Annotated in this window: 10 protein-coding genes; 5 read left to right on the top strand and 5 right to left on the bottom strand. The window is 54.4% G+C overall.

Annotated elements, in window-relative coordinates; translation table 11 throughout:
• The first annotated feature begins 3 nt into the window (after nucleotides 1–3).
• The 3 genes from JXR15_RS03935 (at nucleotide 4) to JXR15_RS03925 (ending at nucleotide 5,350) form a co-directional block, all read left to right on the top strand.
• Nucleotides 4–717, top strand: a complete 714-nt coding sequence (locus JXR15_RS03935; RefSeq protein ID WP_422051923.1) for a hypothetical protein — start codon at nucleotides 4–6, stop codon at nucleotides 715–717.
• Entirely contained in the window at nucleotides 714–3,764 is a 3,051-nt protein-coding gene (locus JXR15_RS03930; protein ID WP_422051922.1) for an FG-GAP-like repeat-containing protein, read from the top strand. The genes JXR15_RS03935 and JXR15_RS03930 overlap by 4 nt, the downstream gene beginning before the upstream one ends.
• Before the next feature lie 182 nt (nucleotides 3,765–3,946).
• On the top strand, nucleotides 3,947–5,350 hold the full coding sequence (locus JXR15_RS03925) for a DUF2793 domain-containing protein (RefSeq protein WP_422051921.1): 1,404 nt from the start codon (nucleotides 3,947–3,949) through the stop codon (nucleotides 5,348–5,350).
• 107 nt (nucleotides 5,351–5,457) lie between these two features.
• Here the strand turns inward: JXR15_RS03925 and JXR15_RS03920 are convergent, their stop codons facing one another.
• Genes JXR15_RS03920 through gmd form a run of 5 tightly spaced genes read right to left on the bottom strand, consistent with a single transcriptional unit; the run spans nucleotide 5,458 to nucleotide 10,901 of the window.
• Nucleotides 5,458–6,906 (bottom strand): mannose-1-phosphate guanylyltransferase/mannose-6-phosphate isomerase, encoded by a 1,449-nt coding sequence (locus tag JXR15_RS03920; RefSeq protein ID WP_422051920.1) that lies wholly within the window; start codon nucleotides 6,904–6,906, stop codon nucleotides 5,458–5,460.
• 28 nt (nucleotides 6,907–6,934) lie between these two features.
• Entirely contained in the window at nucleotides 6,935–7,903 is a 969-nt protein-coding gene (gene fcl / locus JXR15_RS03915; protein ID WP_422051919.1) for a GDP-L-fucose synthase, read from the bottom strand.
• A gap of 24 nt (nucleotides 7,904–7,927) precedes the next feature.
• Nucleotides 7,928–8,971 (bottom strand): hypothetical protein, encoded by a 1,044-nt coding sequence (locus JXR15_RS03910; protein WP_422051918.1) that lies wholly within the window; start codon nucleotides 8,969–8,971, stop codon nucleotides 7,928–7,930.
• A gap of 52 nt (nucleotides 8,972–9,023) precedes the next feature.
• Nucleotides 9,024–9,758, bottom strand: a complete 735-nt coding sequence (locus JXR15_RS03905; protein ID WP_422051917.1) for a sulfotransferase domain-containing protein — start codon at nucleotides 9,756–9,758, stop codon at nucleotides 9,024–9,026.
• 24 nt (nucleotides 9,759–9,782) lie between these two features.
• Nucleotides 9,783–10,901 (bottom strand): GDP-mannose 4,6-dehydratase, encoded by a 1,119-nt coding sequence (gene gmd / locus JXR15_RS03900; protein ID WP_422051916.1) that lies wholly within the window; start codon nucleotides 10,899–10,901, stop codon nucleotides 9,783–9,785.
• A 459-nt stretch (nucleotides 10,902–11,360) separates the two neighbouring features.
• Here gmd and JXR15_RS03895 point away from each other — a divergent pair, with 459 nt between their 5' ends.
• A complete protein-coding gene (locus JXR15_RS03895) occupies nucleotides 11,361–14,579 on the top strand; it encodes a glycosyltransferase (RefSeq protein WP_422051915.1) in 3,219 nt (1,072 codons plus the stop codon).
• 104 nt (nucleotides 14,580–14,683) lie between these two features.
• Entirely contained in the window at nucleotides 14,684–15,790 is a 1,107-nt protein-coding gene (locus JXR15_RS03890; protein ID WP_422051914.1) for a hypothetical protein, read from the top strand.
• Nucleotides 15,791–15,792 lie beyond the last annotated feature (2 nt).

Genomic DNA, 15,792 nt, shown 5'->3' with positions numbered 1-15,792 from the left:
ACCATGAGTTTGCTCGCGTACGACCCAACAGCCCCACTTATCTTTGTTCACATACCCAAAGCTGGCGGTGTGTCCTGTCGCGCCGTATTTGACGCTTGGTTTGGTCCCAACCTTTACCCCCATTACTTTCGGCCAAAAGGTGACGGGTTACCACCGCAAAGAGATTTCTCCCGCCTTGTGAGAGAGGGCACCCCATCGGTTATCTACGGGCACTTTAACAAACACCGTGACTTTGGCGTGGAGCAGTACTACCCGGAAGCCAGCCAATTCATGACCATCCTGCGCGATCCTCTCGATATGCATATCTCGCGGTTTTTCTACGCAGGCAGAGTTGAAAAAAAAGGGCGTAAGATTTTTGACGCGCCAGACAATAAGTCCTTGGAGGACTTTGTCAAAACCGGTCACCTAAACATGCTGGAGCATTTTCCCAGGCAAGTGACAATGTCGAACTACCGTGACATTATCGAGGAGTATTTCCTCCACATTGGGTTTCTGGACCGCCTTGATGAAAGCCTAAACCATATGGCCAAAATCTTGAACAAACCGTCTGTGGACACCAAGATCCCGCATCTCAATGCGTCTGCACGAACGCAATCGGTCTCCGCTGAAATCGAGCAAGTGTTTCGAGAAAAGCATGAGCTTGAATATAGTGTTTACACCCATGCCCGAAATCTGTTTTTGCCGCGCCAACTCCAAACACAATTGAGCCCGGAATGACCACTCTGATCCAGCATCCCTACCAAAAACGTTTCTTCCTTGCCGCCTTGATGGTGGCGGTTCTGGCTTACTTTTTTTGGACCGGTTCCCGCTATCCCGCGCTGGATGAAAAGGCGTTGATGTCTGGCGCAATCCAATTGGAGGATCCTTTGGGGTTTGAGGCGCTTTTCCCGCTGACCCCGGACATGTCCACGCTGGAGCGGATCTTCTTCACCACGATCAATTGGATCAACACCAACAAAAAGGGCATGACCTTTGGTGTGTTATTTGCCGCCGCCTTCCTGACCGCCGCTGGCTATCTCAAACAGCGCAGCTTTCGGGGCGGTTTCGCCAATTCGCTCCTAGGTCTCGCCATCGGGACGCCGCTCGGGGTCTGTGTGAACTGCGCCGCCCCAATTGCGCGTGGCATGTATTCTGCCGGCATGCGCGCGGAAACCACGCTCTCCGCCATGATCGCCTCCCCGACGCTCAACATCGTTGTCCTGACCATGCTGTTTTCCTTACTGCCTTTCTACATGGCGGTAGCCAAGATTGCGCTGAGCCTGTTGGTGATCCTTGTGGCGGTGCCTCTGATCTGCCGCTTGCTGCCGCAAACAGAGATCACGCCGACCTTGCAAGAGGCCACGCCCTGGAGCGTTGACGAGCTGTCACAAGGCCAACCTGCCACCGACCCGCTGGGCACGGCCATTCTGGCCGTGGGGCAGGGCTTCCTGAAAAACCTCTGGTACATCGTGAAGATGACCGTGCCGCTGATGCTGCTCGCGGGCTTTCTTGGCGCTTTGGTGGCCGTCCTGCTGCCGCAAGAGCTGATCACCGACCTGACCTTCAGCGTGCTGGCTTTGGTCGTCATCGTGATCGTCGGCCTGTTCCTACCTGTGCCCATTGCCTTTGATGTGGTGGTGACAGGCGCATTGCTGTCGGCTGGCTTGGCCCATGGCTACGTCATGGGGCTTCTGTTCGCCTTAGGAATCTTCTCCGTCTATTCCTTTCTGATCGTGGTGCAATCCGTCGGCCCCCGCGCGGCGTGGATGCTGTCTGGCACCATTGCCGCGTTGGGCATCGTGGCTGGTTTCGGCGCGCAGGGCTATCACGAATGGCAAAGCCGCCGCGCGCTGGAGATGCTGCTGCAAAGCCACGCCCCGCAAGCCGCCCCGCCAATGTGGTCCGCCGCCGCCTCAGAGGCCCCTGCGATCACCGTCACCAGCACCCCCCTGGCCCCTGCATCCCCTGCGGCTGAGCAGCCATTTACGCGCATGGAAGCCGACACCATTGGCATCGACAAACCGCTGGAGTTTTCCTTCCGTGACATGTGGCCACCGTTCTGGGAGGGACGCAGCCTGTCGAGCGCGGATTTTGATCGTGACGGAGACCTCGACCTCGCCATCGCCTCCACCGAAGTGGGGCTCTACCTCTACGCCAACGACGGTACCGGCCGGTTTGCCCCAACACCCGCGCCATTGGGTGACCTTGCCACCGCGCCGATCTTCAACGCCGTTTTTGCCGACATAGATAACGACGGTTGGCCGGACATCTTCCTCACCACCTACCTGCAAGGCAACTACTGGTGGCGCAATGTTGAGGGCACCTTTGGCGCGGAACCCCCCAAGGCTGTGCCGAACAACCCACAGACGCCTCTGTCGCTTGCCGTGGCACTGGCGGATTTGGATGCTAACGGCACGTTGGACGTGGCGCTGGGCAATTGGGCGGCCGGCTGGTACCGCCGCATCCCCGGCGAGGAAAGCCGCAACCGGCTGATCCTCAACACCGACGGGACACTCAGTGGCGAAACCTATGCCGACATGCCCGGCCTGCCAGGCGAAACCCTGACCATCCTGTTCTCCGACTTTGACGACGACGGCGCCACCGACCTGATCGTTGGGAATGACTTCGACATCCCGGATTATTTCTATCGCGGCGATGGGGCGGGCGGCTTTGCCATGCTGACCGAGCCACAGGGCCTGATCCCACACACCACGACAACCACGATGGCGATTAAGACCGGGGATCTGGCTAATGACGGCTCCACCGACATCTACATGGCCCAAATCGCTGGACGGTCATCTGGTGTCTCTGACACGCTCAAGATGCAGCCGCTGGAGCTCTACTGTGATGGTATCCAGAACGCAGAGGCCAAGGCGCGCTGTGTGAAGAACATGGACATCAAGTCTTGGTACAAGTCCGGCAACAATTTCGACCCGACTTATGCCAAAAACTGTCAAACGCTGACAGGCCGGGATCAAGTGGAATGCAAGGCGATGCTGGTCAAAGACCTCGCCATTCAAAAACGCGACCCCTCGATTTGCGAGCTGATCCGCGCAGATCAGCCCATTCCGCGCGCTTATTGTGACTGGCATTTCCAACCCACCCGCACGCCAAGTGCCGACGAGATTGCGCTGACTCATCCGCAAATTTTGCGTTCCAATGTTTTGTTGGCCCGCAACGGCGTAGGTTGGGAAGACCAGGCTGAGGCTCGTGGTCTGGACGTGGGCGGCTGGAGCTGGGACACCAAGGTCGCCGACTTCGATCTGGACGGCTGGCAGGATGTCTACATCGTGAACGGAACATGGGTGCCCAACGAGGTGTCTCCGTCCAACCTCTTCTTCCACAACAACGGCGATGGCTCTTTTGCTGAGGCCTCCGGTCCTTTTGGGTTGGAGGATTACCTAATGACTGCCAGCGCCACGCAGATCGATTTTGACAATGACGGCGACCTGGATCTGATCACTCATCCGGTGAACGGCCCTTTGGTGGTCTTCCGCAACAACGCCCAAGGCGCGGCTTTGGTGTTTCAGTTTGAAGATCACGTCGGCAACCGCGATGGCATTGGCGCACGGGTGACGATCACCGGTGCAGATGGCGGCACGCAAATGCGTGAGGTGCAGCTCGGCGGCGGCTTCATGTCCTTTGACGCCCCGCGCGCCCACTTTGGCTTAGGAGATCAGGATGTAGCCGCCAGCGCGTCAGTTACCTGGTCTGACGGCAGCACAACCTTTCTGAACGGCCCATTTCAAGCCGGACACATCTACACGGTGACACGTCAGCCTTGATGCGGTGTTGCATCGCGCGCCCTGCTTTGGGGGGTAAATATGCACCTCCGCAAAACAGCCGCGATACTGACGCAATACCGATGTGGGTTTTGGACCACGCAACACCTGCGGTTGCTGCGTTGTGATCTTGGCAACCCGCCTCTCTGACTCTGGCGCCCATCCCCAATTGATGGAGTTGTCCCATGTCAGAGAATTCGTCGCGCCTTTCCTTGCCGTTTATCATGCCCTCACAGGCCCAAAAGCACGTCACCCACAATGAAGCTTTGCAAAAATTGGACGTGTTGGTTCAGACGGTTGTTGAGGCTTTTGACGCCACCGACCCACCAGCCGCACCAACCGACGGCGCTACCTGGGCGCTGGGTGCCGCGCCCACAGCGGATTGGTCCAACAATGCCCATAATCTGGCCACTTGGACCAATGGCGCATGGCTTTTTAACGCGCTACAACAAGGCTTTACCGCCATCGAGAACGGTGGAACGGAAGTGTTGATCTGGGATGGATCCGCTTGGAATCCCACAGAAATTTCAAAGCTGTCCAACCTCACCGGCCTGGGAGTAAATACCGGTCACGACGCCACCAACCGCTTGTCCGTGTCTTCCCCGGCAACGCTTTTGTCCCACGAAGGGGCCGGACATCAGGTCAAAATCAACAAGGCCACAGCGACAGACACTGCCAGCCTGTTGTTCCAAACAAACTGGTCCGGCCGCGTAGAGATGGGCGCCGCTGGAAATGACGACTTCGCCATTAAGGTCAGCCCGGATGGCTCATCTTGGACAACGGGGCTGAGCATAGATGCGGCAACAGGTGTGGTCTCTGCACCAACCGGTCTGGACGTGGCTGGCCTCATCTCCGGCACCGGGATCACACAAACCGCCACAGACAGCACCGCAGGCCGAATTCTCAAAACCGGAGATTTTGGCTTGGGCGAAGACGCAGGCCCGTTGGTCAGCGACTTAGATGCACATTTGGCCAGTGGAATGTATTTCTTCTATGGTGGGTCCCATGCGAATGCGGCGAGTGGGGACAACCCATTTTCCAGCTGGGCAGGCGCGGCCGGATTGCTTTGCGGTAATGGCACCTTAGGTGACGCGGACGGGTATCGTTGGCAATTTGCGATCAAGTTTTCCTCCTCATCCGCAGAGGTACAAGTGCGGAGCAAGGCGGCAACCACTGCGCCATTCACGGCGTGGATGACCTTTCACACGACTGGCAACACAACCGTCGATGCCAACGGGTTCATAAAGGAAGCCAGCCCGATTGTCCGGCTGTATGACGCGGGGATTGAAATGCCGTGCGTACCGCTTGATGCAACTTTCACTCGACTTGGGTCGGGTCAATATTGTTTGGACAGCGTGGACGCGCTCGCAACCACAGGCTGGCAGATCGAAGTCCCTCAGGATGCAAACGGAAACCGACTGGTCTTTGTCGAAACGGAGCATGACAGCACCAACCGTCGGCTGGTGATCTCCACCAGTTCGATAGTTTGGGACGGCGCATGGCGTGCCGGAGACCCTCTAGACATCCCCGCGGGGCGCTGGATCGACTTGCGTTTTCAACAGGCTGAGACCATGCCGGAGCAAACATAATCAGAGCTGGAGTGCGCCCGCCCCCAGCCACAGTTGAGCCGATTAAAACAAGTAAACCGCTCTCAAAGGAGCGGTTTACTATGAGGACGTCGAAATGTCTGCGGAGGCTACCCTTTGGCGCCTTGGCCACGGGCATAAACATCTTCGTAGCGAATGATGTCGTCTTCACCGAGGTAAGAACCGGTTTGAACCTCGATCAAAACCATGGGCACTTTTCCCGGGTTTTCCATGCGATGCACCGCACCCAGGGGAATATAAACAGATTGGTTTTCGGTCACGAGTTTGATTTCGTCATCCACCGTGACTTTGGCGGTGCCTTCGACAACAATCCAGTGTTCGGACCGGTGATGATGGCTTTGCAGGCTCAGCGCCGCGCCCGGATGTACGTGAATACGTTTCACCTGAAAACGGCTGCCGACAACCAGGCTCTCAAACCAGCCCCAGGGGCGGTAGTCACGTGGCAGAATTTCCGCCTGGGAGGCGCCATTCTCCTTCAGCGCTGCCACGGCTTTTTTGACGTCCTGAGCACGGTCTTTGTGTGCAACCAAAACCGCATCCGGCATGGCGACCGCGATGACGTCTTGCAACCCGATTCCAACAAGCTGTTGGCTGCTGTCCTCAGCTCTCAGCAGTGTGTTTTTACATTCGATCGACGTCGCAGGACCGTTGGTGACCACGCCCTCGCTGTCTGGACCACTCTCCATCCAAACAGCATCCCATCCGCCAAGGTCAGACCATGCGCCGCCAAACGGCACAACAGACAGGTTTTCGGCTTTCTCCATGACCGCATAGTCGATGGAAATGTCTTCCATTTCTGCCCATGCCTCGGGGTCAAGACGATTGAAGCTCAGGTCCGCCTCCGCCCCTTCCACAGCCTTACGGGCGCTGGCCAGCATGTCCGGTGCGTATTTTTCAAAGGCCGCGATCAGCTTGTCCGTGGCAAATAGGAAAATGCCCGCGTTCCATAGGTGTTGGCCACCGGTCAGCAGCGCTTCTGCCTTGGCCGCATCAGGTTTCTCGACAAAACTCTTAAGTGGCTGCGCAACCGGCGCAAAATCATCTTCCGGACTTTGACTAAGCTCCAGCCAGCCATAGCCGGTTTCGGCCCGATCCGGACGGATTCCAAAGGTCACCAACTGCCCGTTTGCCGCAGTTGGCGCGGCTGCCGCAACCGCGTCACGGAAGCGCTCCGCGTCCGGAATAACGTGGTCTGAAGGGGCCACCAGCATCAAAGCGCCGGGTGAGCGGGCTTCGAGCACCAATGCCGACGCCAAAATTGCTGGCGCCGTGTTCCGGCCTTCCGGTTCGATCAAAGTCGCCGCTGCGCTGATCTCTTTTGCGGCCAATTGTTCAATAACAATAAACCGAAAATCAGAGCCGGTAATCACGATGGGCGCAGCAAAGCCTTCACCGGACAAACGTTCGGCGGAGGCTTGAAACAGGCTGTCCTCACCGGTCAGCTTCGCAAATTGTTTGGGATAAGACTTGCGGCTCAGCGGCCATAGCCGCGTTCCGGAGCCGCCGCAAAGAAGAAGAGGGTGAATAATATGTGGCATGACAAATGAAATCCTAAAATCTACCGAATTATCGCCGGAAGCTGTCCTGATTGTCCAGAAACCATTTGTAGGTTTCGGCTATGCCATCTTCTAAGGTCACTCTGGCCCGCCATCCCATGTTGGCCAGACGGCTGACGTCCATCAGCTTTTTCATCGTGCCGTCGGGTTTGCTTGGATCGTTGCCAACTCTGCCCTTAAATCCAGTCACGTCTGCCACCATCAGCGCCAGATCCATAATTGACACATCGGTGCCGGTGCCCACGTTGATGTGGCTCAGCATTGGGTCTGTGTTGGCGTCGTAGGTTTCGCGATCGAGGTCCAGCACAAACAGACTTGCCTCTGCCATATCATCCACATGCAGGAATTCGCGCATCGGCTTGCCGGAGCCCCAGATTACAACCTCGTCCAAACCCTGTTGTGCCGCTTCGTGAAAGCGGCGGATCAACGCAGGCAGGACATGCGAGTTTTCAGGATGGAAGTTGTCGCCAGGACCATACAAGTTGGTTGGCATCACGGAGCGGTAGTCCACGCCATGTTGCCGATTGTAGCTCTCACACAGCTTGATTCCGGCGATCTTCGCAACCGCGTAGGGTTCATTGGTGGGCTCCAGCGTACCCGTCAGCAAAGCATCTTCTTTCATCGGCTGTGGCACAGCTTTGGGGTAGATGCAGGAGCTGCCGAGTTGCAAAAGCTTTTTGACACCTGACGCAAAAGCCTGATGGATCACGTTGCATTCGATCATCAGGTTTTCGTAAATGAAGTCAGCCGGATAGGTGTTGTTGGCGTGAATGCCCCCCACTTTGGCAGCCGCCAAGATGACAACATCCGGTTTCTCCGCCGCCATGAAGGCAGCCACGTCCGCCTGATTGGTCAAGTCCAATTCACGGTGGGTTCGCGTGATCAGCTCAAGCGCTTCTCCAGCAGCTTGACGTGCTTGCAACCGGCGCAAAATTGCTCCGCCAACCATGCCACGGTGTCCGGCTACGTAGATTTTCATTTGTATCCTCCGGGAGATGAGAGATCAGTCTTTTAGCTTCGCCTCAAGCTGGTTCAGGCGCTGGCGCAAAGTCGTAATTTCCCGTGCCTGTTTTTCAGCGATAGAAATTAGATAGGCGGTTGTTTTGGATGTTGCTGTCAGCAAGTCAGGAGAAACATCCATTGGTTTGAGAGGTTTGTTAGTCTCAAATGCGTCTTCATACGAGGCGTCTGGCATAAATGTTTCGACGATTTCTTCATTTTCCACACGATATTCTTCCCGAAGCTGCAAGGCTTTTTCGTTTGGAAGTGCATTGCGTCCAGTTTCAAAAGCCGCAGGAGGAAGGTACCTATCCAGGAACGAGTAAATGCTGCCTGTTCCTCCCCCTTCCAAGATTTTGTGCGCTTGCAAGAGAACCAAAAGGATGTGGTTGTCAAAAGTGACATTCGCAGAGCCATTTGGTTTGTTGTTTTGGGCAAAAGTATCAGGCAGGTCCAGCGCACGACAGAAGTCGGCAACAAGATCGCCCTTGTATAGAGAACTACGCGACAACGTGTTCACATAAACATTCTCAGTGCCAAAGACGGCCGCCCAAGCATTCAGTTTACGGAGGAAACCAGGGACATAGGAGCGCGTCGCACCATCCAAGTGTTCTTCAAGAGATTTGCCCTCACGTACCCCAAATTGTTTCCAGGCTGACGGCAACCAAGTCTCTTGTGACCGCACATAAGCAATCACTTTGACGTCAAACAAGGCACGGGCAGGGAGAAAATATTCCGCGTGTTCAGCAAAATTTCCCAATTGCTCGCCTGAGAAAACAGCACTCTGCGTGCCGTGTTTTTGCATGGCATCAGCAATGTTGAGCAACGCATCATGGATTTCATCAGAAGCGCCGGATGAATCAAGCATCTTCCACAGTTTGAATTGCGCAACATGGGCGGCGCGCGATTTTCCAGGATGGCTTAGGTTCTGGTCCACCACCACCATGCTGTGGTTGCGCAAGTTATCCTGCACTTGAACAAGGAAGTCTTGTAGCGTTGTGCTGCCACATTTTGGAAAGCCAATGTGGATATAGAGTTTTGGCCTCATTGGGCTCTCCAATCTCCTCTATGAAGGATGTGCAGATGAAACTATGGATTCGTCAGCGAAGATAACCAAAAAATTCTAGCTCCGCCTTCATCCGTTCCGTCATTTCGTCAATTGTTTCTGGTTTCAATTTCTTTTGATGGTCGCCCGGTACAACCTGTCTTTTGTGTTTTCTGGCATCCTCGGATGTGACCGAAAACTGTGCTTTTGGAGTGAGCCTCTCGCGTAGTTGTGGAGTCAGCGGCTGGTCAAGAAATTGGCTAATTTTGGTCAACCAACTCTCGGTTTCAAGCACCATTTCTTCATACGTCAAAAGCAAGGTTTGACCAGGTTTCTCTAAGATGTCTTTGATCACCCGCAGGCGAAAAATGTATGCATTGACCTGGCTTAACGCGTATTCGTCGATATTACTTACAGCAAGTTCTTGGCGGCGCTCCAAAAAGACTTTGAGCTTTTCCGGGTCTTTGGGCGGTTCATGGGACATCTTAAAGGAAAAGTAGGCTGACGTGATACAATCTCGTGGATCACGGACTTGCAACAAAACCTTCAGCTTCTCCAATATCGGCATCTGTGAAACATACGGACCCCGAGCAACACCGTAATAGGCTCCATCAAGTGACATATCACTCTGCGCTTTGATGAATAGATCTCGCTCGCTCAACGGAGAGGCCAAAACTTTGAAAGCAATCTGGTCCAGCTTGTAACCCTTTTCAATCATGAAATCGGTTACAAGCTGATCCATAATCGTGCTGCCAGCCTTGTGCATCGAGACTGAAATGGCACTTTTCATCGGTCAACCCTTTACGCGGCTTTGTTAACTTTCCACGCTCACCGGCACGTCCATGCCGTGCTCTTTGAGCAATGCGTGGCGTTTGGCCGCTTTGAGGTCTTCCGCAACCATTTCCGCACACATTTCTTGCGCAGTGATTTCCGGCACCCAGCCGAGCACTTTTTTGGCCTTGGCCGGGTCACCCAAGAGGGTTTCCACTTCAGCGGGGCGGAAATACCGCGGATCAATCCGCATGATTACGTCGCCAACGCTAAGTGCGGGCGCGTTGTTCCCGTCAATGCCGGTAACGGTGGCAATCTCATCAGTGCCTGCGCCAGAGAATTCCAGAGAAATTCCAAGCTCTTTAGCCGACCAGGTAATGAATTCGCGCACGGAATACTGAACTCCGGTTGCGATGACAAAATCCTCAGGCGCGTCTTGCTGCAACATCATCCACTGCATGCGGACGTAGTCTTTGGCGTGTCCCCAGTCGCGCAGGCTGTCAATGTTGCCCATATAGAGGCACGGCTCCAGTCCTTGCGCGATGTTGGCGATGCCGCGGGTGATTTTGCGGGTTACAAACGTCTCGCCGCGCCGTGGGCTTTCGTGGTTAAACAAGATGCCGTTACACGCGTACATGCCATAGGCCTCGCGGTAATTAACTGCGATCCAATAGGCGTACATCTTGGCCACAGCATACGGTGACCGGGGGTGGAATGGGGTGGTTTCGGTTTGCGGTGTTTCTTGCACCAAACCGTACAGCTCTGAAGTCGAAGCTTGGTAGAACCGGGTTGTCTTTTCCAACCCCAGAAACCGGATGGCTTCCAGCAACCGCAACGTCCCGATTGCATCTACATCTGCGGTATACTCGGGCGCCTCGAAGCTGACCGCCACGTGGCTCTGGGCACCAAGGTTGTACACCTCATCCGGATTCACTTCGCGCAAAATCCGTGTGAGGTTCGATGTGTCGGTAAGATCACCATAGTGCAACTTAAAGTGCGCGTTGTCGACGTGCGGATCCTGATAGATGTGGTCAACGCGGTCGGTATTGAACAACGATGCGCGGCGTTTGATGCCGTGAACTTCGTAGCCTTTTTCAAGCAAAAATTCGGCGAGATAGGAGCCATCTTGGCCTGTAACGCCTGTAATTAAAGCCTTTTTCATGTGAAATCCCGTGAACAGTTCTAAAGATCGTTTAAATAATATCACCGATGGCTTAGTCGCTTTCCCGGCGCGCATCAAGTGTGTTTCTCGGCCTGCCCATAGATTGAAATCCACCCAACGGCTCCACGAATGGCATTCCTCGTAGTTTGTGCAAAAACGAGCAATTGCGCTCATTTTTCGTGCAGTGGCGGTTGTTGAGCTTTCTGAGATCCTGGCGACGGTTTCGGACAAGGGATCTCTGATCCGAAGGTCAATCAGGTGAGAAACGCTTGCAAGGAAAGGCGGATGTTGCTTCCTTGACGCAGGCCATATTTTGCCTCAGCGTCGATGTGCCCAGTAGATTTGCACACATCCGCTGTTGATATTTGAGCGCGTTTGCGGCAGTCAGGGCGCATTCGATCACATCGTTTCATTTCGTGTATTTGAAAATTTTCATATGACTATTTTTTGGATTGTTTGATGACAGCGTCACAGAAGTTTGTAGGCCGGTACACGACCTACCCCGATCAGACCGGAAACCGTCAGGCAGAAGGAGGCAAGCGCCTTCTGGGAGAGGTCCGCAGCTCCAGTGCGGAAAAACCTTTGATCAGTGTGATCACGGTGTGTTGGAACTCCGCTGAGACAATCGAACAGACGATCCGCTCGATCCAGTCGCAAACCTATGACAATGTTGAGTACATCGTTGTTGACGGCAACTCGAGTGATGCGACTTTGGACATCATTCGCAAGTATGAAGACCTGATTGATTACTATGTGTCAGAACCGGACACAGGGATCTATGATGCGATGAACAAGGGCCTGGAGCTGGCACAGGGGGAGGCAATTTTGCTGCTGAACTCTGACGACTGGTATCAAGATGATGCCGTCGAAAAGCTGGTGAATGCGTGGCAGTACAGCGGCTGTGATTTTGTTGGCGCGTTGGCTTTGTACATTGGCGAAGATGGCAACAACCATGTTTTGCCAAGCATGAGCTATGATCATTCTGTGTTGCTGCGGATGCCGCTGCGCCACGAAACGATGCTCATCCCCGCCGCGCTCTACGACAGGATCGGACCATACGATCTGCGTTATCCGATCATTGCCGATTTTGACCTGACCATTCGTCTTTTCCAAGGTGGCGCGAGCTATTTTGAGTTGCGCGAGCCGCTGCTGAATTTTCGGACGACAGGCGTGTCCAACACAGCGATGGAGCAATTGCACAGCGAACACCATGATTTGCTGGTGCGCACATTCCCGTTTCTGACACTGGATGAAAGCCACTCTCTAGCGGATCACTCCAAAGCACGTCCAGAGAGTTTCATCGCCGCGGCAAATGCCCATCTCGATCAACAAGAGTTTGTGTTGGCCGTACGTGCAATGGTGAAAGATTTTGGCCGTCTCTGGGGCGGGTTTTGGGCTGAGGCGCCGATTGAGCAAATTGCCGCTGAAGCCAGCATGAAGTATCCAAAGATCAGCGTCATCATGCCGGTGTATAACGCGTCTGAAATCGTGCAAGACACTCTGGATTCTCTTTTGCTGCAAGAGGATTTGCCTGAGATTGAAGTGATCTGTGTGGATGACTGCAGCAGCGACGACACCCTGTCTATTTTACAAAAAGCCAGCACATTGGATGGGCGACTTCGGTTCCTAAAAAATAAGACGAACAAAGGACCTGCCGCGTCCCGTAACGCAGCGATCCGTAAGGCGCGTGGCCAATATGTCTTCATGTTGGACGCAGATGACCGCATTCCTATCGGAGCTTTGCGCAAGCTCTATGACGCCGCCCAAGAACACGGCAGCACAGTGGTGCGTGGCGCATTCCATGTTGAACGCACGATCCATGGACATTTAGATCAAGGCACCAAATACCCTGCAGGAATTTCAGACAGGGTGGTGGCGCACACCAATTTGAACGAGATGCCGGGGTTGCTGTCATCCACTGAAGGTCACTGGGCCGGCCTGTATGATCGCGATTTTATCGAGTCGGTTCTTTATCCCGAAGACTTTCGAATGGGTGAAGACAGCCTGTTCCTGATCAAGGCGATGACATTTGCGCCTGTTGTGACTCTGATCCCGGAACCGGTCTACGTTTACCAAGACAGCGCTGACAGCGCGATGAACAACTATACGTTCTCCAAATATATGGATGAAATTGAGTGGCGTCGCCGGGCGTGGTCATTGCTGACCGATGCAGGGCAAAAAGAGCGCGCAAACTTCTTCCTTTTTGACTGGTGGAACCCTCCCTTCTTTGCGGAATTGAGGGAGGCGCTTTCCGCTGAGGACAGCGCGCAATTTTTCAAAACGCTGCATGAGGTTTTTTGCAAAGCCGGATCCAGCGACGCGGGACTTTGCGAGAACCTTGAGTTGCGGCAAATCCTGCGCGACGCCTTTGTAGATCTCGGGTTGATCCCCGCGCCTGAGCGAGAGCTCAATATCGCGATTGTCACGACATTCGACTACGGCGGCGCTGGCATCGCCAGCCAACGCTGCATGAACATTATGCGTGAGGCCAAGCAGGGCGCCTTCACGATTTGTGCGTTCAAGCGCTCCGGTAGTCCAGACGCTCATTTGGCGCCGGTTGGCGGGCCGGCAGGGGATGCGCAACGGGCTGGCGATCTGGAAATGTTGTGGAAACACTGGACCGATGTGGGTGTCCTGGAGGAGGACGCCACACCCAAGCCACTCTCGCGAGAACTCTTTTCAAAAGTTGGCAGTATGGTTGAGGCCGCTCCGATGGGGGCTGCGCTGGCGCAAAGTGACGTCGTGCACCTTCATTGGGTTGTGGGCATGTTGGACCTGGAGCGTATGGAAGAGATCATCGGTGATCGCCCAGTCATTTGGACATTGCATGATATGAATCCGTTTACGGGAGGTTGCCACTACGCTGAAGGGTGTGAGCAATACAAAAAGGATTGCGCCAACTGTCCGCTTCTGGAGGGCGACAAGTCTCTGGCCCATGATGCCTGGCGGGCCAAACGTGATGCCTATTCGAAAATCGAGAACCTCCACATTGTGACCCCGTCCCAATGGCTCGCGGATTGCGCCAAAGAAAGCTCATTGTTTGGCGATCGTCCGGTTCATGTTTTGCCGAACTCCATTCCAATCGAACACTTCACGCCGACCAACAAACTGGTTGCACGGATGCAGCTGGGCCTCCCATTGGATGCCAAGATTGTGGCTTTTGGCGCTGATAGCCTGAACAACAAGCGGAAGGGCGGGGATATTTTGGTGGAGAGCGTGCGCTTGCTAAAGGAGCGCGGCCAGGCCGAAAATGTGCATGGGCTGTTCTTTGGTTCCGCCAGTCTGGATTTGGGGTTGCCGGTCCACAATATGGGCTATGTTTCAGACCCGGCCAGGCTCTCTCTCGTGTACGCTGCAGCTGACGTTTTTGCTTTCCCATCTCGTGAAGACAACGCGCCTCAAACCGTGCCAGAAGCGCTCCTTTCGGGCACTCCGATTGTGGCCTTTCCTGTGGGCAATGTGCCCGAGTTGGTTCACCACCTCGAAACGGGATTTATTGCGCGGTACGAAGACACGAGCCATTTTGCCGAAGGTTTGGCTTGGGCGCTTGAGGACACTACGTCCAATGACGCGTTGATACGGAGCCTGAGAGCTCGCACCGCCGCACTTGATCTTCACAACCCTGACAGCGTAAGGGATCAACATTTGCAGCTGTACCGCACAGTGGCGGGAGTGTGATGAATGCGATGTGCTATGGATTTCCTGTGTGGATGGCGCAGATGTCTGATGGTGCCTTCATCCCCCACCTGGATCAAAAATGAGATTTGTTGAAGGCCCTTCACATGTCACAAACGTCTAAAAAGAAGACCATTGTCTTGCATGTCGGTCGTCATAAGACAGGCACGACGAGTATTCAGCGTACCTGCAAGGCCAACCATTTGAACCTCAAGAAACGCGGAGTACTTTACCCCAAAACTCTGCCGGGGTGCCATTCTGCATTTCTTATTGATGCCTTCGGAGATCCAGATAAGGATCCGATTTTTGCGCGCTTGGGACGAACGCCCAAGCAAATACGTGAGCAAACAAAAGAACGGCTATCAAATATTCGGCGGGAAATTCGACATTTCGATGGGGAAAAGATTGTTTTTTCCGGCGAAAATGCGGGAACCGGTCTCACAGTTCCGCACCTTGAGAAGCTTAAAGCGACCATGCACAACCTGTGTGGGGAAGAACCCGCGTACAAGGTTTTGTATTTCACGCGTGACCCATTGGGGCGCGCTGAAAGCGGTATCCAGCAGCTGATTAAGGCCAATGGAATGACCGAAGAAGACGCACGCAGCTTTCAGCTGCAAGGCGGCGGGAAGCGCTATCAGAAAATTTACGAGACCTATGCCGAGGCGTTTGGCGACGATGCCGTGCAGTTCTATTCCTATGAGGTTGCACGGAGCCATCCGGAAGGGCTCATTTCGTATTTCATGAACACCATTGGTGTTTCGTCAGAGGGCCTGAAGGACACATCCAAGCAAACAAACACGAGCATATCCGGTGAAGTTCTAAAGTTTCTCTCTTGGCTTTACGAGGGGCCACGTTTGTCCCCCCAAGGTGGCGCTAGAATGCAATTCCGGACGCCGCGCGCTCCGATCTCCGACACCGACAGATTGGCTTTGTTTGATCTCAAAGGAGAAAAGGCCAGTTTTCTTAGCGAGGCAGACAGCCAACAGATTTGGGATTCGGTGACGGAAGATATGGCCTTCCTCAAAGCGCGTTTTGGTATTTCATACGAGCCTCCCAAAGACTGCATGCCACCCGAAGGCAATCTGTTCAGCTCCCAGTTTCTTGAAAATCTGGAAACGGTACTGCCTACGTTAAACGATGCGCTAAGAGCAGAGTTTGTACGTTTCATTGAAACCGAAACGCATCTGGCTCCAGTCACAGTAAATCCGAAGTAGGT

This window comes from Shimia sp. (assembly GCF_049116215.1).
Taxonomy (GTDB): Bacteria; Pseudomonadota; Alphaproteobacteria; order Rhodobacterales; family Rhodobacteraceae; genus Shimia.
Note: the sequence above shows the minus strand (reverse complement) of the source record. Positions and strands in the feature narration are given on the sequence as shown.

Excerpts from the sequence above, each read along its gene's own strand:
- JXR15_RS03935 (WP_422051923.1), top strand. The coding sequence starts at position 4 with ATGAGTTTGCTCGCGTACGACCCAACAGCCCCACTTATCTTTGTTCAC.
- JXR15_RS03930 (WP_422051922.1), top strand. The coding sequence starts at position 714 with ATGACCACTCTGATCCAGCATCCCTACCAAAAACGTTTCTTCCTTGCC.
- JXR15_RS03925 (WP_422051921.1), top strand. The coding sequence starts at position 3,947 with ATGTCAGAGAATTCGTCGCGCCTTTCCTTGCCGTTTATCATGCCCTCA.
- JXR15_RS03920 (WP_422051920.1), bottom strand. The coding sequence starts at position 6,906 with ATGCCACATATTATTCACCCTCTTCTTCTTTGCGGCGGCTCCGGAACG.
- fcl (WP_422051919.1), bottom strand. The coding sequence starts at position 7,903 with ATGAAAATCTACGTAGCCGGACACCGTGGCATGGTTGGCGGAGCAATT.
- JXR15_RS03910 (WP_422051918.1), bottom strand. The coding sequence starts at position 8,971 with ATGAGGCCAAAACTCTATATCCACATTGGCTTTCCAAAATGTGGCAGC.
- JXR15_RS03905 (WP_422051917.1), bottom strand. The coding sequence starts at position 9,758 with ATGAAAAGTGCCATTTCAGTCTCGATGCACAAGGCTGGCAGCACGATT.
- gmd (WP_422051916.1), bottom strand. The coding sequence starts at position 10,901 with ATGAAAAAGGCTTTAATTACAGGCGTTACAGGCCAAGATGGCTCCTAT.
- JXR15_RS03895 (WP_422051915.1), top strand. The coding sequence starts at position 11,361 with ATGACAGCGTCACAGAAGTTTGTAGGCCGGTACACGACCTACCCCGAT.
- JXR15_RS03890 (WP_422051914.1), top strand. The coding sequence starts at position 14,684 with ATGTCACAAACGTCTAAAAAGAAGACCATTGTCTTGCATGTCGGTCGT.